The 20,926-nt window shown below is 74.9% G+C and carries 20 protein-coding genes; 9 read left to right on the top strand and 11 right to left on the bottom strand.

Annotated elements, in window-relative coordinates:
• Positions 1–109 precede the first annotated feature (109 nt).
• Positions 110–610 carry a MarR family winged helix-turn-helix transcriptional regulator gene (locus ND486_RS18920; protein WP_244326204.1) on the bottom strand — a complete coding sequence of 167 codons (501 nt, stop codon included), beginning with the start codon at positions 608–610 and terminating at the stop codon, positions 110–112.
• Between the two features lie 88 nt (positions 611–698).
• On the bottom strand, positions 699–1,277 hold the full coding sequence (locus ND486_RS18915) for a TetR/AcrR family transcriptional regulator (protein WP_073576207.1): 579 nt from the start codon (positions 1,275–1,277) through the stop codon (positions 699–701).
• Between the two features lie 176 nt (positions 1,278–1,453).
• Between ND486_RS18915 and ND486_RS18910 the strand changes: the two genes are divergently transcribed.
• Positions 1,454–2,395, top strand: a complete 942-nt coding sequence (locus ND486_RS18910) for an SDR family NAD(P)-dependent oxidoreductase (protein WP_178374202.1) — start codon at positions 1,454–1,456, stop codon at positions 2,393–2,395.
• Positions 2,396–2,479: 84 nt separating this feature from the next.
• Here ND486_RS18910 and ND486_RS18905 read toward each other — a convergent pair whose 3' ends face one another.
• A complete protein-coding gene (locus tag ND486_RS18905) occupies positions 2,480–4,132 on the bottom strand; it encodes a glycoside hydrolase family 13 protein (RefSeq protein WP_251785546.1) in 1,653 nt (550 codons plus the stop codon).
• 93 nt (positions 4,133–4,225) lie between these two features.
• On the opposite strand from ND486_RS18905, the gene ND486_RS18900 reads away from it, so the two are divergent.
• Positions 4,226–5,230, top strand: coding sequence for a LacI family DNA-binding transcriptional regulator (locus tag ND486_RS18900; protein WP_251785545.1), 1,005 nt, complete (start codon positions 4,226–4,228; stop codon positions 5,228–5,230).
• Here the strand turns inward: ND486_RS18900 and ND486_RS18895 are convergent.
• Positions 5,223–7,295 carry a copper-translocating P-type ATPase gene (locus tag ND486_RS18895; protein ID WP_251785544.1) on the bottom strand — a complete coding sequence of 691 codons (2,073 nt, stop codon included), beginning with the start codon at positions 7,293–7,295 and terminating at the stop codon, positions 5,223–5,225. The two genes, ND486_RS18900 and ND486_RS18895, sit on opposite strands and share 8 nt — an antisense overlap.
• A gap of 126 nt (positions 7,296–7,421) precedes the next feature.
• Here ND486_RS18895 and ND486_RS18890 point away from each other — a divergent pair, with 126 nt between their 5' ends.
• The 3 genes from ND486_RS18890 (at position 7,422) to ND486_RS18880 (ending at position 8,507) form a co-directional block, all read left to right on the top strand.
• A complete protein-coding gene (locus ND486_RS18890; protein WP_251785543.1) occupies positions 7,422–7,640 on the top strand; it encodes a hypothetical protein in 219 nt (72 codons plus the stop codon).
• Positions 7,641–7,657: 17 nt separating this feature from the next.
• Complete coding sequence (locus ND486_RS18885) at positions 7,658–8,032, top strand: cupin domain-containing protein (RefSeq protein ID WP_062400727.1); 375 nt, start codon at positions 7,658–7,660, stop codon at positions 8,030–8,032.
• 61 nt (positions 8,033–8,093) lie between these two features.
• Entirely contained in the window at positions 8,094–8,507 is a 414-nt protein-coding gene (locus ND486_RS18880) for an META domain-containing protein (protein WP_251785542.1), read from the top strand.
• Between the two features lie 9 nt (positions 8,508–8,516).
• On the opposite strand, the gene ND486_RS18875 is transcribed toward ND486_RS18880, so the two are convergent.
• Positions 8,517–9,368 (bottom strand): helix-turn-helix transcriptional regulator, encoded by an 852-nt coding sequence (locus tag ND486_RS18875; RefSeq protein ID WP_251785541.1) that lies wholly within the window; start codon positions 9,366–9,368, stop codon positions 8,517–8,519.
• A 100-nt stretch (positions 9,369–9,468) separates the two neighbouring features.
• Here ND486_RS18875 and ND486_RS18870 point away from each other — a divergent pair, with 100 nt between their 5' ends.
• On the top strand, positions 9,469–10,188 hold the full coding sequence (locus tag ND486_RS18870; protein WP_251785540.1) for an SDR family NAD(P)-dependent oxidoreductase: 720 nt from the start codon (positions 9,469–9,471) through the stop codon (positions 10,186–10,188).
• Positions 10,189–10,204: 16 nt separating this feature from the next.
• On the opposite strand, the gene ND486_RS18865 is transcribed toward ND486_RS18870, so the two are convergent.
• The gene (locus ND486_RS18865) at positions 10,205–10,981 is read right to left on the bottom strand and encodes an alpha/beta hydrolase family protein (RefSeq protein WP_073576200.1); all 777 of its coding nucleotides are present in this window, start codon (positions 10,979–10,981) and stop codon (positions 10,205–10,207) included.
• A 51-nt stretch (positions 10,982–11,032) separates the two neighbouring features.
• Between ND486_RS18865 and ND486_RS18860 the strand changes: the two genes are divergently transcribed.
• A complete protein-coding gene (locus ND486_RS18860; RefSeq protein WP_308215863.1) occupies positions 11,033–12,244 on the top strand; it encodes a macrolide family glycosyltransferase in 1,212 nt (403 codons plus the stop codon).
• Between the two features lie 127 nt (positions 12,245–12,371).
• Positions 12,372–13,898 (top strand): alpha/beta hydrolase, encoded by a 1,527-nt coding sequence (locus ND486_RS18855; RefSeq protein ID WP_251785539.1) that lies wholly within the window; start codon positions 12,372–12,374, stop codon positions 13,896–13,898.
• 7 nt (positions 13,899–13,905) lie between these two features.
• On the opposite strand, the gene ND486_RS18850 is transcribed toward ND486_RS18855, so the two are convergent.
• Positions 13,906–14,928, bottom strand: coding sequence for a YdcF family protein (locus ND486_RS18850; protein WP_251785538.1), 1,023 nt, complete (start codon positions 14,926–14,928; stop codon positions 13,906–13,908).
• A gap of 147 nt (positions 14,929–15,075) precedes the next feature.
• Here ND486_RS18850 and ND486_RS18845 point away from each other — a divergent pair, with 147 nt between their 5' ends.
• Positions 15,076–16,500, top strand: a complete 1,425-nt coding sequence (locus ND486_RS18845; protein WP_251785537.1) for a ferredoxin reductase family protein — start codon at positions 15,076–15,078, stop codon at positions 16,498–16,500.
• A 34-nt stretch (positions 16,501–16,534) separates the two neighbouring features.
• On the opposite strand, the gene ND486_RS18840 is transcribed toward ND486_RS18845, so the two are convergent.
• The 4 genes from ND486_RS18840 to ND486_RS18825 form a co-directional block, all read right to left on the bottom strand.
• Positions 16,535–17,113, bottom strand: a complete 579-nt coding sequence (locus tag ND486_RS18840) for a hypothetical protein (protein ID WP_251785536.1) — start codon at positions 17,111–17,113, stop codon at positions 16,535–16,537.
• Between the two features lie 109 nt (positions 17,114–17,222).
• Positions 17,223–18,635 carry a benzoyl-CoA 2,3-epoxidase subunit BoxB gene (boxB, locus tag ND486_RS18835; protein ID WP_251785535.1) on the bottom strand — a complete coding sequence of 471 codons (1,413 nt, stop codon included), beginning with the start codon at positions 18,633–18,635 and terminating at the stop codon, positions 17,223–17,225.
• 3 nt (positions 18,636–18,638) lie between these two features.
• Positions 18,639–20,351, bottom strand: coding sequence for a 2,3-epoxybenzoyl-CoA dihydrolase (gene boxC / locus ND486_RS18830; RefSeq protein WP_251785534.1), 1,713 nt, complete (start codon positions 20,349–20,351; stop codon positions 18,639–18,641).
• 100 nt (positions 20,352–20,451) lie between these two features.
• Positions 20,452–20,895 carry a GNAT family N-acetyltransferase gene (locus tag ND486_RS18825; RefSeq protein ID WP_178374194.1) on the bottom strand — a complete coding sequence of 148 codons (444 nt, stop codon included), beginning with the start codon at positions 20,893–20,895 and terminating at the stop codon, positions 20,452–20,454.
• Between the last annotated feature and the right edge of the window lie 31 nt (positions 20,896–20,926).

Raw genomic sequence — 20,926 nt, 5'->3', positions numbered from 1 at the left:
TGACGTGGCCCGCACGAGAAGTAATCCGAGCACGTACTATCCGGATACGCAAGGTTTTCGTGCGAACGACCCGGAAGGGAAACCGGGACGTAACCCGGGCGGCCGGGGCTCAGTCGTTGCCGGGCAACGACGTCCGCTCCGCGACCGCCTCCCAGTGGGCGCCGAGGGTGTTGAGCAGACCGGCGATCTCCGAGCGCCGGTCCTCGGGCACCGCGGCGAGCAGCTCCGCGTCCAGCCGCCGGGTCCGGCGGGTGACCTCGACGAGGGCGGCCGCGCCGTCGTCGGTGAGGGAGAGGATCTTGCGGCGGGCGTCGCGGGGGGACTCGGTGCGCTCGATCAGCCCGCGGCGCTCCATCCGGCGGCAGACGTCGGCCATCGTCGAGGTGTCCAGGGCGACGGCGCCGGCCAGCGAGCTCTGGTCGGACTCCGGGTAGGCACGGATGGCCGAGAGCACCGCGAACTGCGGGCCGGTCAGCACCGGGTCGACGTGACGGCTCCAGGCGGCGAGGTAGGCCTGGTACATCCGGCGCGCCCCGTAGCCGGGGGCGGCGACGAGGTCGGCCGGGGGAGCGGGTGCGACGCCTGTTCCGCCGCGCAACAGCTCACCCATCATGCCTCCGTGCTCGTCCGGGCCGCGGCCCTCGTCCGCGGGAGATCCTACGTGTCCGGACGATCACCCGGGGTGGCCGGGCCGGGGCTCAGCGCGGGCGCAGGCCGTCGACGAGCAGGTCCAGCAGGCGTCCGGCCTGCTCGCGGCCCTGCGGGTCGGCGACGGCCATGCAGATCCCGCTGGTGCCGACGAGCACGTCCGCGGCGTCGACGTCGGCCCGCAGGGTGCCGTCGGCGATGCCCGCCTTCTGGAGCAGGCGGACCGCCTCGACCATCCGCTCGCGGCTCTGCGCGAACGGGTTGTGCCCGCAGGCCACGAGCGCGTGCAGCGAGTCCGCGAGGTGCTTCTTGGTGATCACGTAGTCGACGAAGCGGTCCATCCAGGCCCGCAGTGCCCGGTCCGCGGGCAGCTCGGTGCGCAGCTGTTCGGCGGCGGCGCAGAGCCGGTCGAGCTCGTTGCGGTACACGGCCTCGACCAGGGAGTCCCGGTTCGGGAAGTGCCGGTAGAGCGTGCCGATGCCGACTCCGGCGTCCTTCGCGATGCCGTCGAGGGTCGTGGCGGGGCCGCCACGGCTCTCCGCGGTGAACGCGCGCACGGCCGCGGCCAGCAGCAGCTCACGGTTGCGCGCGGCGTCCGCGCGCAGGCCGGAACGTGTGCTGGTGCCCATGGCGGTGCCTCCTCGGGTGGGACTGACGATCCCACGATACGTCTTGCGATCCGGAGGATGCTCCGGATAGAGTCCCGAGTCATACGGAGGATCCTCCGCTTACTTGTCCCCGGGGACACGGCGACGCAACGACGACGTCACCGACCGCGTACCCGGTGCTCAGAAGGGATCACGCCATGCTGTTCCGCTCCACGACCGACCGATCCCGTCCGCTGTCCACCACCGGCACCTCCCGTGCCGTCCTGCCGGCCGCACCGGCCGGGACCACCGCCTCCGACGTGCTCGCCGGCGTCGACCTCACCGGCCGGCGCGCCGTCGTCACCGGTGCGACCACCGGGGTCGGCCTCGCCGCCGCCCGCGCACTGGCCGCCGCCGGGGCCGAGGTCACCCTCGCCGTGCGCGACGCCGAGGCCGGTGCCGTCGCCCGCGACGGCATCGTCGCCGACACCGGCAACGAGCGCGTCGCCGTCGGCGAGCTCGACCTGTCCGACCAGCGCTCCATCGCCCGCTTCGTGCGCCTGTGGGACGGCCCGCTGCACATGCTCGTGCACGCCGCGGCCGTCACCGGTGCCCCGCTGACCCGCACCGTCGACGACTGGGAGCTGCACCTGGCCGTCAACCACCTCGGGCCGGCGTCGCTCACCTCGGGGCTGCACTGGGCGCTCACCGCGGTCGACGGGGCGCGGGTGGTCACCGTGACCTCCGCGGCCCACCGGGACGCGGCGTTCGACCCGGAGGACCCGCACTTCTCCGACGAGCGCTACGACGCCCACCTCGCCCACGCCCGGTCCCGCAGCGCGGCGCTGCTGCACGCGGTCGAGGCCGCGCGTCGCTGGTCGGGCGACGGGATCGCGGTGAACGCGGCCGACCCCGGCCCGGCGGGGGCCGACCCCGAGCAGGGGGCCGCCACGGTCGTGCTGGCAGCGGCGTCGCCGCTGGTCGGGGGGATCAGCGGGCGCTACTTCGCCGGGCTCGCGGAGGCGGGACCGGCCGGGCCGGGCGTGGCGGGCGGGGTCGCCACGCACGCACTCGACCCGGTCGCCGCACGGCGGGTCTGGCGCTGGACCGAGCGCACGCTGCGCGAGGTCTGGTTCGCCGGGCTGCCGATCGTGGCCTGACCCCGGGGGCTGCCCCGAGGGGAACCCTCGTGGCGCTAGAAGCCACGAGAGTTCCCCTGGGGGCGTCCGGGACGGGCGGGCCGGTCAGTGGCGCAGCCACACCGCGGTGTCGGCGGGGACCTCGCCGCGGGCGGTGAGCGGGCCGCTGGACAGCATCACCTCGGCGTCCTCGGGCAGCGACACCGGCGCCGAGGAGACGTTCACCAGGCAGGTGAAGCCGCCGTCGCCGGAGTCCGAGGTGCGGGCCAGGGCCAGCGTGCCCTCCGGCGACTCCTGCCAGGTCAGCGCGCCGCCGCCGAGTGCGGGGTGCGCGCGGCGGATCGCCAGGGCGTCCCGGTAGAGGTGCAGCACCGAGTCCGGGTCGGCCTCCTGCACGTCGGCCGCGTGCCGGGCGAACACCTCCGGCTGCGGCAGCCACGGCGTCCCGGACGGGCCGAACCCGAAGCCGGGCTCATCCGCGGCCCAGGGCAGCGGGACGCGGCAGCCGTCGCGGCCGCGCAGCGTGTGCCCGGACAGCTCCCAGGTCGGGTCGTCGAGCCGGTCGGTCGGGATGTCCTCGACCTCGGGCAGTCCGAGCTCCTCGCCCTGGTACAGGTACGCGGTACCGGGCAGCGCGAGCATCAGCAGCGTCGCCGCGCGGGCCCGGCGCAGGCCGAGCTCGGGGTCGGCGGGCAGGGCGATCACGTCGTCGAGGTTCCAGCCGCGCCCTGCCTCGGGCTTGCGGGCCAGCCGGCTCGGGTGCCGGCAGACGTCGTGGTTGGACAGCACCCAGGTCGCCGGTGCGCCGACCCGGGTGTTCTCGGCGATCGCGTCGTCGATGTTGGCGCGCAGGTCCTCGGCCAGCCAGGCGGCGGTGAGGAAGTTGAAGCTGAACGCGGTCTGCAGCTCGTCCGGGCGCAGGTAGCGGGCCAGGCGCTGCGGGTCCGGCACCCAGGCCTCGGCGACGAACACCCGCGGCGGGTCGTAGGTGTCGCCGATCCGGCGCCACGACCGGAAGATGTCGTGGACGCCGTCGCGGTCGAGGTAGGGGTGGCCGCCGTCCTGGGCGTCGTTGACGCCCTCCACGACGTCGGGCAGCCCGGGCTCCTTCACCATCGAGTTCGCGACGTCGACCCGGAACCCGTCCACGCCCCGGTCGAACCAGAAGCGCAGGGTCTCCTCGAAGTCGGCGCGGACCTCCGGGTGCTCCCAGTTCACGTCCGGCTGCCGGATGTCGAACAGGTGCAGGTACCACTGCTCCGGCGTCCCGTCGGGGGACACGACCCGCTCCCACGCGGGCCCGCCGAACATCGACTCCCAGTTGTTCGGCGGGAGCTCACCGTTCTCGCCGTGGCCGTCGCGGAAGAGGTAGCGCTCGCGCTCGGGCGAGCCGGGGCCCGCGGCCAGCGCCTGCCGGAACCACACGTGCTCGTCGGAGTGGTGGTTCGGGACGATGTCGAGCAGCACCCGGATGTCGCGCGCGTGGGCCTCGGCGATCAGGGCCTCGGCCTGCGCGGTGTCGCCGAACATCGGGTTGATCGCGCGGTAGTCGGCCACGTCGTAGCCGCCGTCGGCCAGCGGCGACGGGTACCAGGGGTTGATCCAGATCGCGTCGACGCCCAGGCGGGCGAGATGGTCGAGCCTGCTGCGCAGACCGGCGAGGTCACCGGTCCCGTCGCCGTTCCCGTCGGCGAAGCTGCGGATGTAGACCTGGTAGACGACGGCGTTGCGCCACCAGTCCTGCTCGTGCACGGACATGATGCTCCCGGGTACGGATCGTGGGGCGGGGCGGTGTTGCAGAGTGTTTCATCCGGTTGCAACCGCTGTCGAGGCGCGGGCACGATGACCCCCGTGACGGACGAGCCGGTGCACGAGGTCGTACGCCGGGCGGGTGTCCGGCGGGTCGCCGAGCTCGCCGGGGTCTCCCCGGCGACGGTGTCGCGCGCCCTGCGCGAGGGCACCCCCGTCTCGCACGACACCCGCGAACGCGTCCGCCGGGCGGCGGCCTCCCTCGGCTACTCCGTCCCCGTCCGGCCGCTGACGGTCGCCGTGCTCGCCCGCTTCCCGACCCGCTGGTTCTTCGCCGAGGCCGTCGCCGGGGTGGAGGGCGTGCTGTCCGCGGCCGGGCACGTCACCCAGCTCCACAACCTCGGCGACCCGGACGCGCGGGCGCACTTCTTCGCGACGCTGCCGGTGCGCGGGCGCGCCGACGGGCTGATCGTCGTCGCCTCGGCGATCGACACCACCGAGGCCGCGGCGCTGGACGCGCTGGAGATCCCGGTCGTCGTGCTCGGCGGGGACATGCCGGGACGGCCGCGGATCGGCATCGACGACCGCGCCGGAGCCCGCACCGCCGTCCGGCACCTGCTCGGACTCGGGCACCGCGGCGTCGCGCTGGTGTCGTTCGACCCCGACGAGGCCAACGGCCGCGCCACGACCACCGACCGGCGCGACGGCTGGGCCGACGCGCACGCCGAGGCCGGGCGGCCCCGCGGCCCGGTCGTCGCCACCGGGGCCGGGGTGGCCGACGGCGACGCCGCGGCCGCCCAGCTGCTCTCCCTCCCGGTGATGCCGACCGCGGTGTTCGCGATGTCCGACGAGCTCGCCGTCGGTGTGCTGCGCACCCTGCGACGTGCCGGCGTGGCGGTGCCGGGCCAGGTGTCGGTGGTCGGGTTCGACGACCACGACTCGGCCGCCGTCGCCGAGCTCACCACGGTCGCCCAGCCGGTCCGCCGCCAGGGCGAGCTCGCCGCCCGGGCGCTGCTCGCCGCGCTGGACGGCGAGCACCCCGGCGACGTCGAGGTCCCGACCCGGCTGGTGGTCCGGGCGACGACGGCGCCACCCCGGGTCAGCTGACCAGCCGGTCCGGGCGCAGCTCCACCCGGCGCAGCAGCTGCGCGTTAAGCGCGACGACGACCGTGGACAGGCTCATCAGCAGGGCGCCGACCGCGGGCGGTAGCACGAACCCGACCGGGGCGAGCACCCCGGCTGCGAGCGGCACCGAGACCAGGTTGTAGCCGGCCGCCCACCACAGGTTCTGCAGCATCTTCCGGTACCCGGCACGGGACAGTGCGATCACCGACAGCACCCCGCGCGGGTCGGACGAGGCCAGGACCACCCCGGCCGAGGCGACCGCGACGTCGGTGCCGGCCCCGATCGCGATCCCGACGTCGGCCCGGGCCAGCGCCGGGGCGTCGTTCACGCCGTCGCCGACCATCGCGACGACCGCGCCGCGGTCCTGGAGCCGGGCCACCGCCTCGTCCTTGCCCTCGGGCAGCACCTCGGCGACGACCTCGTCGACGCCCAGGTCGCGGGCGACCGCCTCGGCCACCGGGCGCGCGTCACCGGTGAGCATCACGACCCGTACGCCGCGGGCGTGCAGGGCGACCACCGCGGCCCGGGACTCCGGGCGGACCGCGTCGGCGAGGGCGAGCGCGCCCACCACCTCGCCGGGGTCCGCACCGGCCACCACGTACAGCACGGTGGCGCCGTCGTCGCTCCACCGGTGCACGTCGCCGGTCAGCTCGGCGGGCACGTCGAGACCACGCCCGCGCAGCAGCGCCGGACCCCCGACGGCGACCGGCCGCCCGTCGACGGTGGCGGACACCCCGCGTCCGGTGTGCGAGCGGAACCCGTGTGCGGCCGGGACGGCCCGCCCGTCCGCAGCGGCGACGACGGCGCGGGCCAGCGGGTGCTCGCTGTCGGCCTCGACGGCGGCGGCCAGGGCCAGGGTGTCCGCAGCGCCCGCGGTCCCGACGACCCGCGGGCTGCCGGTGGTGAGCGTGCCGGTCTTGTCGAACAGCACGGTGTCGACGGTGCGGGTGCGCTCCAGCGCGAGCCGGTCGGTGACCAGCACCCCGGAGCGTGCCGCGCGGGCCGTGGAGATCGCGATGACCAGCGGGATCGCCAGCCCGAGCGCGTGCGGGCAGGCGATCACGAGCACGGTGACGGTGCGGGTGACCGCCTGCGCGGTGTCGCCGAGCAGCGTCCATGCGGCGAAGGTCGCCACCCCGGCACCCGCGGCGAACCAGAACAGCAGCGCCGCCGCGCGGTCGGCGAGTGCCTGGGCCCGGGAGCGTGAGCCCTGCGCGTTCTCCACCAGGCGGCGGATGCCCGACAGCGCCGTGTCCTCGCCGACGGCGTTGACCCGTACCCGCAGCGCCGAGTCGGTGGCGACGGTGCCCGCCACCACCCGGTCGCCGGTGCCGCGCGGGACCGGCCGGGACTCGCCGGTGATCATCGACTCGTCCACCTCGGCGGCACCGTCGACGACCGTGCCGTCGGCGGGCACCCGGGCACCCGACCGGACCAGCACGACGTCGCCGACGGTCAGCTCGGCCGGTGCGACCGTGCCGACCGTGCCGTCGGTGCCGACCCGCTCGGCGGTGTCGGGCAGCAGCGCGGCCAGCGCGTCGAGGGCCCCGGACGCCTGTCCGAGCGCACGCATCTCGAGCCAGTGCCCGAGCAGCATGATCACGACCAGCAGCGCCAGCTCCCACCAGAAGTCCAGCCCGCCGACGCCGAGCGAGCTCAGCATGCTCGCCACCCACGCGACGCTCACAGCCATGCCGATGAGCAGCATCATCCCGGGCCGGCGCGCCCGGATCTCGGCGACGGCGCCGGACAGGAACGGCCACCCCGGCCAGAAGAGGATCACGGTGCCGAGCACCGGGGGGATCCACGCCGACCACGCCGGGGGCGAGTACCCGAGCAGCATCCCGGTCATCGCGCTGAACCCGACGACGGGGACGGCGAGCACCAGCGCGACGACGAACCGGTCCCGGAACACCGCCGCGTGGTCCGCGTGCCCGTGTCCGGTGTGGCCGCCGTGTCCGGCGTGGCCGCCGTGGGTCCCGGGGGCGCCGCCGGGGTGCGTCCCGTGCTCCCGCGGGGCGGAGGCCGCCCGTGGCTCGTCGTGCATCGTCTACCTCCCGGCGTCGTGGACGCCCGCTGCAGCGCATATACCCCCCCAGGGTATTCCCGGTGGACGGGCCGCGCGGGGTACCGTCGTGGTCGTCCCGCGGGGACACCACGGGAGGTGGTCGGCGTGGTCCGGGTCGAGGGGCACTGGCGCAACCGCAGCTGGGTCGCCGCGCACTACCGGCACCCGATGCGGCCCGGTGCCGACCAGACGGTGCTCGTCCTGCCGCACGCCCTGACGGTGTGCATCGACCTGTCCGCGCACGGCGGACCGTTCCCCGCCGAACCGGTGGACGGACGCCCCGCACCGGCGCTGCCCGCACCCCGGCCGCCCGCCGAGCGCTGACGCGGCAGGATGGTGCCGTGCCGAAGCTGATCGAGAACGCCAGCCGGGTCACCGCCGCCGGGACCCCGCCGAAGACCATCGACGAGTACGTCGGGCGGGTGAACTCCGGCGACGGCCGGGTCTCGGTCGCCCACATGCGCAGCCCGTCGGGCTGGGCCGAGCCCGGCCAGACCCCGGAGTTCGACGAGTACACCCTGGTCCTGCGCGGCGCACTGCGGGTCGAGTTCGACGGCGGAGAGCTCGACGTCGCCGCCGGGCAGGCCGTGCACACCGCGCCGGGGGAGTGGGTGCGCTACAGCTCGCCCGGCCCCGACGGCGCGGAGTACGTGGCCGTCTGCTTGCCCGCCTTCGAGATCGGTGCCGCGCACCGTGACGACGAGCCCGGGAGCTGATCCGCCCCGTGGCGCCGCACCACGGGAGCGGTCGGGGGCCCCGATCCGGTACACCTGGGACGTGACGATCCGGACGGTTGCCCTCGCCGCCCTCGCCGCGCTCCTGCTGGCCGGATGCGGCACCGGCGGCGCCCCGACCGCCGGTGCGGGCACCAGCGGCCCGCACGCGGCCATGGCCGCCGACCTCACCGGTGTCCGCTGGCTGCCCGCCGACGGCACCGCGCAGGGCCGGGCGTTCGCCGAGTTCGCCCCGGACGGCACCTGGACCGGATCGGACGGCTGCAACGGCCAGAGCGGCGAGTGGACCCTCGGCGACGGCGGTGCGCTGCAAGCGACGGCGGGCCTGAGCACGATGATCGGCTGCGAGAACGTGCCCGTCGCCCGCTGGATCTCCGAGGCCGTCCACGTCGAGGTCGACGGGCCCGACCTGCTCCTGCACGGGGCCACCGGCGCCCCCGTCCGGCTGGTGCGCTGACCGGGCCGGTCAGGGCCGCGGCGCGGCCACCTCCTGGGTGCCCAGCACCCGCAGCAGGGCCAGCGCGTCGGCGTCGGGCGAGCCGGGGGCGGCGGAGTAGACGAGCAGGCGCTGGTCGTCGTCGTCGATGCGCAGCAGCACGCAGTCCAGGGTGAGCGCGCCGAGCGCGGGGTGGGCGAAGGTCTTGCGGTCGTCGAGGTGCTCCACGACCGTGCGCTCCTCCCACAGCGACGCGAACCGGGGGCTGCCGCGGCGCAGCCGGTCCACCAGCGCGGCCAGCTCCGGGTCGTCGGGATGGCGGGCCTGCGCCGCGCGGGCGTCGGACACGAGGGCGCGGTCGCGGCGGTCCCGCTCGTCGTCGTCGGCGACGACGACCCGGTCGGTCCCGTCGAGGAAGTGCTGCACCCACAGGTTGCGCCGCTCCTCCGGCAGCGCGGACAGGTCGCCCAGCAGCGCCGTCGCGGGCGGGCTCCAGGCCAGGACGTCCGTCCGGGCGTTCAGCAGCACCGCGGGCAGGTCGGAGAACCGGTCCAGCAGCCGCAGCACCGCGGGGCGCACCGAGCGGCCGATCCGGCCCGGCCCCGGCGGGGCGGCCCCGGCCAGCCGGTACAGGTGCTCGGCCTCGGCCCGGTCCAGGCGCAGCGCCCGGGACAGCGCGCCGAGCACCGACTCCGACGGGTGCGCCCCCCGGCCCTGCTCGATCCGCGTCAGGTGGTCGACCCCCACCCCGGCGAGGGCGGCGACCTCCTCCCGGCGCAGGCCCGGCGTCCGGCGACGGGGGCCCGCCGGCAGCCCGACGTCGGCCGGGCGCAGCCGCTCCCGCCACGTCCGCAGCACCCGGCCCAGTTCCGTACGGTCCACGGCTCCAGGATGCCCGCGCCGGCCGTCCACAGCCTGGTACGACCGGTCCCCGGCTACGCCGTGCCTACCCGGACCCACCGGCCGGGCGCAGGCTCGTGCCATGACCGACTCCACGATCGTCCTCGTCACCGGCGCCAACAAGGGCCTCGGCCTCACCACCGCCCGGCGCCTCGGCGCGCTGGGCCACACGGTCCTGCTGGGCTCCCGCGACCACGGCCGCGGGGCCGAGGCCGCCGGGAAGCTGGCCGCCGAGGGGATCGACGCCGTCGCCGTCGACCTCGACGTCACCGACGACGCGTCGGTCACCGCGGCGGCCGACCGCATCCGGGCGGAGTACGGCCACCTGGACGTCCTGGTCAACAACGCCGGCGTGGTCGGCGGCCGCGCGACCGCGGCGGACACCACCGCCGACCTCGTCCGCACGACCTACGAGACCAACGTGTTCGGCCCGGTCCGGGTCACCCACGCGATGCTCGGTCTGCTCGCGGCGGCCCGGGCCCCGCGGATCGTCATGGTGTCCAGCGGCCTGGGGTCGCACGGGCTGACCGCCGACCCGGAGCGGATCGAGTCGCGGGTGCCGGGGTTCGCGTACCAGTCGTCGAAGGCGGCGCTGAACATGGTCGCCGCGCGGTACGCCGCCGAGCTCCCCGACGTCCACGTCGCCGTGGTCGACCCCGGCTACACCCGGACCGACCTCAACGGGAACTCCGGCACCCAGACCGTGGAGGAGGGCACCGACGCGATCGTCGCCGCCGCGACCGGGGACGCGGCTGCGGCGTCGGGCTCCTACGCCGACCGGCACGGCCCGCTGCCCTGGTGAGCGGGCACGCGAGGGCTCAGCGGGGCAGCGGCAGCCAGTCCAGGACGTCGCGGATCCGGGCGTCCCAGTAGCCCCACTCGTGCTCGCCGGGGCCGAACGCGGTGCTCACGGACACCCCGGCGGCCCGGGCCAGCTCGGCGAAGCGCACCGACTGCGGGTGCAGCGGGTCCTCGGTGCCGGCGCACACGTACAGCGCGGGCGCCGCGGCCGGGTCGAGCCGGGCGAGCAGGGTGGACAGGTCCGCCTCGGTGCCGGCGACCGGGGCGCCGTCGAGGATCCGTTCCCAGATCCGGGGGTCCTCCTCGCGGGGCGGGCCCGCGGCCAGCGCGGCGAGGTCGAGCGCCCCGGACAGCGACGCCGCGGCGGCGAACCGGCCGGGCTCGGCCAGCGCCCAGGACAGCGCGCCGTAGCCGCCCATCGACAGCCCCGCCACGAACGTCTCCGCCGGGTCGGCCGACACCCGGAAGAACCGCGCCACCAGCGCCGGGAGCTCCTCGGTCACCCACGTGCGGTAGCGGCCGCCGTAGGCCTGGTCGGTGTAGAAGCTGCGGTGCACCTGCGGCATGACGACGGCGAGCCCCAGCTCGTCGGCGTACCGCTCGACGGCGGTGTAGCGGGTCCAGGCGGTGTCGTCGTCGGACAGGCCGTGCAGCAGGTAGAGCACCGGTGGCGGGGCGTCGAGGTCGCGCACCCCGGCGCCGATGCGGGTCCGCGACGGCTGGGGCAGCAGCACCGTGACCGAGGTGGCCAGTCCGAGGGAGTCGGCGACGACGTCGCAGCGCAGCCGGGCCATTCCGGTGATCCTCGTCGGCGCGCGACCGGCCGGTCAAGGCACACTCGGGTCGTGCACGTCCTCATGTCGACCACCGCCGCGCACGGCCACGTCCACCCGAACCTGCCGGTGATGGCCGAGCTGGTCGCCCGCGGCCACCGCGTCACCTACCCGGTCCCGGAGCGGTTCGCCGAGGCCGTCGCCGCGACCGGGGCGACGCCGTTGCGGATCCGCACCGACCTGCCCGACCCGGCGCAGGGCGAGCAGTGGCCCGACGGCGGGATCGAGGCCATGCGGCTGTTCTCCGCTGAGGCCCGCTCCGCCTACGACCAGATCGCCGACGCGCTGCAGTACGAGCACCCCGACGTCGTCTGCTACGACGGCAGCGGCTGGGCCGGGCACGCGTTCTCCCGGGTCCGGGGCATCCCGCGGGTGGAGCTGTCCCCGCACATGGTGGCCTGGGACGGCTTCGAGACCGACATGGCCGAGGCCTTCGCGTTCCTGGAGACCCCCGAGGGGCTCGCCTGGCGCGCCGAGCTGGACGCCTGGCTCGACGAGGTCGGCGCCGGTGTCGGGAGCCGGGAGTTCCTCGGCCGCCCCGACCGTTCGGTGGCGCTGATCCCCGAGGCGATGCAGCCCGAGCTCGACCGGGTCGACCGCGACCGCTACACCTTCGTCGGCCCGGTCATCGGCGACCGCTCGCACCAGGGGCTGTGGCCCAAGCCGACGGCCCCGCTGCTGCTGGTGTCGCTCGGCTCGGCCTACACCGACCGGCCGCGCTTCTGGCGGGCCTGCATCGACGCCATGACCGGCACCGGCTGGCAGACCGTGCTCGCCACCGGCCCGCACGTCGCCCCGGCCGACCTCGGCGAGGTCCCCGACGACGTCACCGTCCGGGAGTGGGTGCCGCAGCTCGCGGTGCTGGCGCACGCGTCGGCGTTCGTCACCCACGCCGGGATGGGCGGCTGCACCGAGGGGCTGTGGCACGGCGTCCCGATGGTCGCGGTCCCGCAGGCGGTGGACCAGTTCGGCAACGCCGACCGGATCGCCGCGCTCGGGGTCGGCGAGCACCTGCCCGCCGACGCGGTCACCCCGGAGACGCTGCGCGAGGCGGTGCTGCGGGTGTCCTCGTCGGAGGAGGTCGCGCGCCGCTGCGCCGAGGAGAAGGCGACCGCCCGCGCGGCCGGCGGGGCCGCGGCCGCCGCCGACGTCGTCGAAGGGCTCGTCCCGTCCGCACGGTGCGCGACCTGCGCGCTCGTCGGGGGTTGTGGCGGTCGCGGCTGAGACGTCCGTTTCACGTTGATCCGTTCGGGCTACCGTCGGGCGCGGCGATTGTGGACGCAGCGTCGCCGGTGGCACGGTCGGCCTCTCGGTCGGGGGGCGGGCGCGTGCGCCCGGAGAGGTGGAGCCGGTGCGCAGGACGATCATCACGCTGCTCGTCGCCGTGGGGGTGACGCTCGGGACCGCCGGACCCGCCGTGGCCGCGCCCGCGGCACCCGCACCGCCCGCGCCGCCGCCGGGGTCGGGCATCGTCTGGGGTGCGTGCAGCAGTCCGTCGCTGCAGCAGGCCAGGGCCGAGTGCGGCTTCCTGACGGTCCCGCTGGACCACGCGAAGCCCGCCGGCAAGAAGATCGAGATCGCGGTCTCGCGCGTCCGGCACACCGTCCCGCAGGCGCAGTACCAGGGCGTCGTGCTCGTGAACCCCGGCGGTCCGGGCGGCCCCGGGCTGGGCCTGTCCCGGCTCGGCTCCGCCGTCCCGAAGAACGCCGGTGCCGCCTACGACTGGATCGGCTTCGACCCGCGCGGCGTCGGCACCAGCCGGCCCGCGCTCAGCTGCGACCCCGACTACGGCGGCTACGCGCGCCCGGACTACCGGCCGGAGAACGGCGCCGAGAAGGCGTGGCTGCCGAAGGCCGAGGCCTACGCCCGGGCCTGCGGGAAGGCCGGCGGCGAGCTGCTCGCGCACCTGCGCACCGAGGACACCGTCCGTGACATGGACCTGATCCGCCAGGCGCTCGGCGCGAAGCAGATCAACTACTACGGCTTCTCCTACGGCACGATGCTCGGCCAGGTCTACGCCACGATGTTCCCGGACAAGGTCCGCCGGATGGTCCTCGACGGCGTCGTCGACCCCCGTGACTGGTGGTACCGGGCCAACCTGAACCAGGACGTCGCGTTCCAGCGCAACATCGAGACCTTCTTCGACTGGGTCGCCAAGAACGACGCCACCTACCACCTCGGTAACACCGGCGACGCCGTCGAGAAGCGCTTCTACGACCTCGCCGCGGAGTTCCGGAAGGCCCCGCTCGGCGGGAGGATCGGGTCCTCGGAGTGGACCGACATCTTCCTGCGCGCCGGCTACAACGTGGGGGAGTACACCTCCGTCGCCGACGCGTTCGTCGCCGGCACGAAGAAGGACGCGGCGAAGCTCAAGGCCGCCTACGACCAGGCGGGCTCGCCCACCGACGACAACAACTACGCCGTCTACCTCGCCACCCAGTGCACCGACGCCCCGTTCCCGCACGACTGGGCCACCTGGAAGCGCGACAACACGGCCACCGACCGGAAGGCGCCGTTCGAGACCTGGGGCAACGCCTGGTACAACGCGCCGTGCCGGGACTGGCCGGTGAAGCCCGGGCCCGCACCGAAGGTCGCCGGGACGCTGCGGACCGGCCCACTGCTCATCTCCGAGACCTACGACGGCGCCACCCCCTACGAGGGCGCACTCCAGGCCCGGCGGACCTTCCCCGGCTCGTCGCTGGTCGAGGGCGTCGGCGGGCACACCCACTCGTCGTCGCTGTCGGGGATCGCCTGCACCGACGACACGGTCGCCGACTACCTGCTCACCGGCGCGCTGCCGAAGCGCACCGGTGGGGACCGGTCGGACCGGCAGTGCCCGCCGCTGCCGCCGCCGTCCCCGGCGGCCGCGGGCGGGTGAGCCGGGCTCAGCCCGCGACGAGCAGGATCACCAGCGGCACCGGGACGGCGACCAGGGCCAGCAGCACCGCGTTCGCCGTCCGGTACTCGCGCAGCACCGCGACGAACTCGCGCAGCACCGCGCTGGGCCAGTAGTAGCCGGCGGTCGGCGCCCCCACGGCCTGGGCGTCGACGCCGACCCGGCGCGCCAGCAGCGCCGCCCGGAACGCGTGGTAGTTGCTGGTCACGACGAGCCCCGGGCCCTCGCCGACCAGCGCCGCGCTGAACCGCAGGTTCTCCTCCGTGGTGCGCGACGCCGTCTCCGCGGTCACCGTCGCCGGGTCCGCGCCGTGCGCCACCGCCCAGCGGGCCATCGCCTCGCCCTCGGGGAGACGCTCGTCGTCGCCCTTGCCGCCGGAGAGCACCAGCCGCCGGGCCCCGCGCCGCGCCAGCTCGTCCATGCCGGTCGCGATCCGCGACGCCAGCAGCGGCGGCACCTCGCTGCCGTGCAACCCGGAGCCCAGCACGAGGACCCACTCCGCGGGCCGGTCGCGGACCAGCCACCGGTACAGCCGGGCGTAGCCGAGGAAGGCCGCGAACTGGAACGCCAGGAACCCCACGCCCAGCAGGCAGGCCAGCCACAGCACGCGCAGCCACAGCGAGTCCAGTGCCAGCACCGGCCAGACCGCGACGAGCAGCCCGATGATCGCCAGCCCGGTGAGCAGCGACAGCGAGTTGCCGAGCGAGGGACGCTCGCGGCGCAGCATCACCGCGCCGTTGAGGATGCAGAACACCGCGAACAGCACCGTCAGCAGCGGTGACAGGACCACCAGCAGCACGAGTGCGCCGAACACCGGGTTCCCGCCCGTGCCGGCGAGAGAGACCACCCAGCCGACGGACAGCGCGGCGGCCAGGACCCAGTAGGCGTTGCCCAGCCGCCGCGGGTCGCGCCGGACCCGGCGCACGGCGAACACCGTGACCAGCACCGCCGGCACGACGGAGAGCACGGACAGGACGACGGTCAGCAGCAACGCGAGCACCTGGTCGGACATCGTCGGACGATCCTCGTCGCCGGGTCCGGCCGGGGTCGGTCCGCGCGCCCGCGGCCACCCGACCGTGGCGACCGGCGGTCGTCCGGACGCGCCGGGCCGGGGTCCCCGGGACCGCCCCGTGACCCGGTCGGGGAGGATGGCGGCACTGTGTCGTCCCTCTTCGCCCCCACCGTGCGCGTGCCCGGTGGCCGCTTCAAGCCGGACCCACCGGTCCCCGCGCGCGACGTCGCCCGCGCCGACCGCCGGGTCCGCCGTGCCACGGGCGTCCTCGCCGCGCTCGCGGTCCTGCTCGTGCTCGCCTGGTGGGTCGACGGCGGGGGCGCGACCGGGCTGCTGGGGGGCGGCACCGGGGCCGTCGCCGAGACCGGACGGCTCTGCGGGTTGCTGGCGTCGCTGCTGCTGCTCGGGCAGGTGCTGCTCGCCGCCCGGATCCCGCTGCTGGAGCACGCGTTCGGCCAGCGGCACCTCATCGCGCTGCACCGCGGTACCGGGATCGCCTCGTTCGCCGGGATGCTGGCGCACGTCGGCTGCGCGAGCTGGGCGCACGGCCCCGCCGGTGCGGGCCGCGTCCCCGCCGGGTTCTGGCAGCTGACGTGGACCTGGCCCGGGATGGTCGCGGCCTCGCTCGGCACCGTCCTGGTGGTGCTCGTCGTCGTGACCAGCGCGCGGTGGATCCGCACCCGGCTGCGCTACGAGTGGTGGCACCTGCTGCACCTGTGGGGCTACGCCGGGGTGTTCCTCGCGCTGCCGCACCAGCTGTGGGCGGGGCGGGAGTTCACCACCTCGCCGTCGCGGACGGTGTTCTGGTGGGGACTGTGGTCCGCCGCGGTGCTCGCCGTCGTGGTCTGGCGGGTCGCGGTCCCGGTGCTCCGGTCGCGCCGCCACCGGATCACCGTCGCCGCGGTGCTGCCCGAGGGCGACGGCAGCGTGTCGGTGCACATGACCGGCGACCGGCTGCGCGAGCTCGGCGCCTCGGCCGGGCAGTTCTTCGTCTGGCGGTTCCGGTCCGGGCGTGGCTGGCCCGCGGGCAACCCGTACTCACTGTCGGCACCGCCGACGGCCCGCTCGCTGCGGATCACCGTCAAGCAGCTCGGCGACGGCAGCGCCGCCGTCCCGAACCTGCGGCAGGGCACCCGGGTCTACATCGAGGGCCCCTACGGCAGGCTCACCCCGCGCACCCGGACCAGTCCGCGGGTCGCGCTGATCGGCGCGGGCGTCGGGATGACCCCGTTGCGGGCGCTCGCGGAGAAGTTCCTCAACGAGTCCGCCGACGTCGTGGTGGTGCACCGCTTCACCCGCGAGCCGCTGTTCGCACGGGAGTTCACCCGCCTCGCCCGGGAGCGGAACCTGCACGTGGTGGCCTCGCCCGGGCGTCGCCGGGGGGCGGGGTCGTGGTGGGGCGCCGACGCGGGCCGGGCCGACGACCTCGCCGCGCTGCGGGCCCGGATCCCCGACATCGCGGTGCGCGAGGTGTACGTGTGCGGTCCCGGCCGGTGGACCGCGATGGTCCGGCGCACCGTGCTCGCCGCCGGGGTGCCGGAGCGGCGCGTGCACGTGGAGAACTTCGGCTGACGACGCGTCCGGGAGCCCGGGCGGGGCGGGCCGGTCAGGGCGCCAGACGCTGCAGCAGCGCCATGACCTCACCGAGGGTCGTCTCGACCACCCGCAGGCGCTGCACCTCCTCGCTGCCGGGTGGCACGGGCGCGCCCGCCGCACCGGGACGACGACGGGGCAGCGCGGCCGGGCCGCCGGTGTCCGACGTGCCCGGAGCGGTCGGCCCCGGGGCCGGCGACCCCGTGTCCGGTGCGGCCGGGCCCGGCGACCCCGTGCCCGCGGCGGCCGGGGACGCGGGCATCGGGGTCGCGGGAGCCGGGTCGTGCCGTCGTTCCAGCTCGTCGAGGCGCTGCAGGGTCGCCTGCAGGGTGGCCTCCGCACTGTCCGCCCGGACCGTCTCCCGGCGGCCCTGCTCCACGAGCCGGGCGACCCAGCTCGCCCAGGCGTCGACCTCGGCCCGCCGGTAGCCCCACGGGGCGGTGCCGAACACCGGGGGCGACGCGTCGTCGGCGGCGACGCGGCCGAACCGGGCGGCCACACCCGCGCCGCCGACCCGGTCGTCGACCCGGTCGGCGGTGTCGCCGGCGTCGTCGTCGCGTTGTGTGCCCGCCGCACCCCGTCCTGTGACCACGGGGTCAGTCAACGGGCCCGATCCGGGGTCACGCGAGCGCGACGGGCGGCGAACGGTCACCCGGTCGGCGAACGGTGACCACTCTCGGTGAACGGTCCGGTGTGGACGATCAGGCGAGGTGGACGTACTCGTACTCGAAGGGCTTGCCGTTGATCCCGTTCGACGGCGGCGCGATCCAGCCCGCGATCCTCCCGGGCTCGTAGACCGGGCGCATCAGGTTCTGCACGAACGTCCGGTCCGCCTCCGACGGCAGCCAGTCGTCCTGGCGGGACGCCCACACGTCGGCGGAGATCAGGTCGCCCTTCGGGGTGAGCTCGTGGGAGGAGAACAGCCCGACCTGCCGGTTGAACCCGACGTGCGGGAGGTACACGCGGTCGTCGAACCCGTTCTTCTCCAGGATGCGGTTCCAGCGCTTCAGCCCGGACTGGCAGTCCTTCACGTACTCGTTGCGCAGGTCCAGGTTCAGCGCCAGCAGGGCCGGGACCTCGTCGGTGACGACGCCGCCGTCGCGGACCTGCTCCATGCCGTAGCCGTCCTCGGTCAGCACGTGGTCGTCGCGACGCCGCTCCTCCTGCCAGCGGCCCTTGAGTCCGGCGGTGAAGTAGTTCGCCGCGTTCGTCGACTGCTCGGAGCCGAACAGGTCGAGGCTGACCGAGTAGTGGAAGTTGATGTACTTCTGGATCACGTCCAGCGGGATGCCGCCGTGCGGGGCGATGTCGGCGGTGTCGTGGGAGCGCATCAGCTCGCAGGTCCGCTGGATCACCCGGTCGATGCCGGTGGTGCCCACGAACATGTGGTGGGCCTCCTCCTTCAACATGAACTCGCAGGTGCGCGAGAGCGGGTCGAAGGCGGACTCCTTCAGCGTGCCGAGCTGGTACTTGCCGTCCCGGTCGGTGAAGTAGGTGAACATGAAGAACGACAGCCAGTCCGGGGTCTCCTCGTTGAACGCGCCGAGGATGCGGGGGCTGTCCAGGTCGCCGGAGTTGCGCTGCAGCAGCGCCTCAGCCTCCTCGCGGCCGTTGCGGCCGAAGTAGGCGTGCAGCAGGTACACCATCGCCCAGAGGTGGCGGCCCTCCTCGACGTTGACCTGGAAGAGGTTGCGCAGGTCGTAGAGGCTGGGGGCGGTCTCGCCGAGTCGGCGCTGCTGCTCCACCGAGGCGGGCTCGGTGTCGCCCTGGATGACGATCAGGCGCTGCAGGTCGGCGCGGTACTCGCCGGGGACCTGCTGCCAGACCGGCTCGCCGCGGTTCTCGCCGAAGGCGATCCGGCGGTCGTCGGAGCGCTCGGCCAGGAACACGCCCCAGCGGTACTCCTCCATCGCGACGTGCCCGAACTGCGCCCAGCCCTCCTTGCCGACGTCGACGGCGGTGCGCAGGTAGACGTCCTGGGTCGGGACGGCCGGGCCCATCGTCTTCCACCAGGTGAGGAAGTTGGGCTGCCAGGACTCCAGGGCGCGCTGCAGCTTGCGGTCCCCGGCGAGGTCGACGTTGTTGGGGATCTTCTCGGAGTAGTCGATGCTCATGGCTCACACCCGCTTGCGGTCGAAGTCGGCCCTGCGGCCCGTCCCGTACTTGCGCAGTGCGCCCTCCGGCCCGGAGGCGTTCGGGCGCACGAAGATCCAGTTCTGCCAGGCGGTGAGCCGGCCGAAGATGCGGCTCTCCATCGTCTCCGGCCCGACGAACCGGTGGTTGGCCTCCATCCCGGTCAGCGCGTCCGGCGAGAGCGAGGCCCGCTCCTCGAGCATGATGCGGACCTCGTCGTCCCAGTCGATGTCGTCCGGGGCGTCGGTGACCAGACCCAGCTCCAGCGCCTCGCCCGCGGTGAGGCGGCGCCCCACCTCCTTGCGGAGCGTGGCGACGTGGTCGTCGTCGCCGTGGAAGCGGCTCGCGAGCCGGGACGGCCCGTTGGGCATCGGGAAGGTGCCGAAGTTCGACGCCGTGAGCATGATCTGGGCCTCGTCGCCCTGCTCGTCGCCCTCGATCGTGCCGTCGAGCATGTACTGGCGGTCGCAGGCCAGGGCCAGCTCCAGCAGCGCACCGGCGAAGCAGGAGCCCGGTTCGACCAGCGCGATCAGGCTGCGGCTGGTGACGTCCAGGCGCTTGAGCGTGCGCTTGAAGTAGTGCCGGATCTCGTTGACCAGCCAGTCGTCGCCGGAGTGCTGCTCGATGACGCGCTCGAAGGCCAGCGCGTCCTCGACGTCGCCCCGGGTGCGGATCACCCAGGTGCCCAGCTCGGGTTCGTTGCTGCGCAGCCGCAGGACCAGGTCGTCGAGCTGGCGGGTCATGGCCAGCGGCCAGAAGTCCGCGCCGAGCGCGTGCACGCGCTCGATGCTCTCCGGGACACCGCCCCCGGGCCCGTCGACGGTGATCTCCACCAGGCCGCGGTCACGGTCGAACTCCGCGCGCACGTGCGGGTAGGTGATGCCGTCGGCGGTCTCGGTGCGCTCCAGCGGGGGCAGCTCGATCCCGTCGTCCGCGGGCAGCCGCGTCGACGCCGCCGCGGCCTCGACGGCCCGCTCGGCCACCGTCTCGTCCCAGCGGCGCTTGGGGATCACCTCGTCGACGAGCTTCCACTCGACGGCCTGCCTCCCGCCGAAGCCCTCGGACCTCGTGGCGAACACGTCGGCGCGGTCCTTGCGGACGCGGCGCTTGTCGGTGACGCGGGTGAGGCCGCCGGTGCCGGGCAGCACGCCGAGCAGCGGGACCTCGGGCAGCGCGACGGTGGAGGAGTTGTCGTCGATCAGCAGGATCCGCTCGCAGGCCAGCGCCATCTCGTAGCCGCCGCCGGCGGCCGTGCCGTTGACGGCGGCGATCCAGGTCTGGCCGGAGTACGCGGTCGCGTCCTCGATGCCGTTGCGGGTCTCGTTGGTGAACTTGCAGAAGTTCACCTTCCACGGGTGCGAGGACCCGGCGAGCATCCGGATGTTCGCGCCCGCGCAGAAGTTGCGGTCCTTGGCGCTGGTCAGCACGACGGCCCTGACCCGGGGATGGGTGAACCGCAGCCGCTGGGTGATGTCGTAGAGCTCGATGTCGACGCCGAGGTCGTAGGAGTTCATCTTCAGCTCGTAGCCGGGGACGAGGCCGCCCGCCTCGTCGACGTCGAGCTTCACGTACGCGACCGCGGGGTCGTCCGGGTCGAGCGCGAGCTGCCAGTGCCGGTAGCCCGACGGGTCGCGGTCGAAGTCCACCCGCGGGACGTCTCCGTCGTCCGGGTCGACGGACGGGTCTGGACTGCTCATGGACTCCGCTCCTCCACGCGTCGTTGCGGCCATCAAAGACTACAACCAGATGACGTGGCGACGGAAGAGTGTGGAGTATCGGGGTGTGGCCCCGGCCGGCTCAGCCCTGGTTCTGCACCAGCGCGGCCGGGACCTGCTTGCGCAGCTCGCCGACGTCGTTGCGGGCGAAGCCGCGCGCGGTGAGCCAGGCGGTCACCGGCTCGGGGTCGGGGTGGCCGTGCGGCACGACGTTGTACAGGTAGTTCAGCCGCCGCCGGCCCGCCTCGGCCTCCAACCGCTCCAGCACGAACGAGCCGACGCCGGAGTGCCGGGCCGCGGGGGCGACGAGGACCAGGATCTCGGCGTCGCCCCAGCTGCCGTCGAGCCGGCCGTAGGCGACGGTCGTGCCGTCGGCGTCCTCGACGCGCCACCACTCGTCGCCGAGCGGGTCGCCGTCGCCGGGACGGCCGAGGCCGAACAGCGCGGGGTCGAGACCGTCGAGCACCCGGCCCTTCCGGTCGTCCCAGGTCGCGGGGGTCTCCGGGATCCAGTCCCACGTGTCCACGCCGGCCTCCTCGCCGTCGGTGTGTCCGCCG

Origin of the sequence: Pseudonocardia sp. DR1-2, from assembly GCF_023717215.1 — a bacterium.
Classification (GTDB): Bacteria; Actinomycetota; Actinomycetes; order Mycobacteriales; family Pseudonocardiaceae; genus Pseudonocardia; species Pseudonocardia alni.
This window is presented reverse-complemented; position numbering and strand designations above follow the sequence as displayed.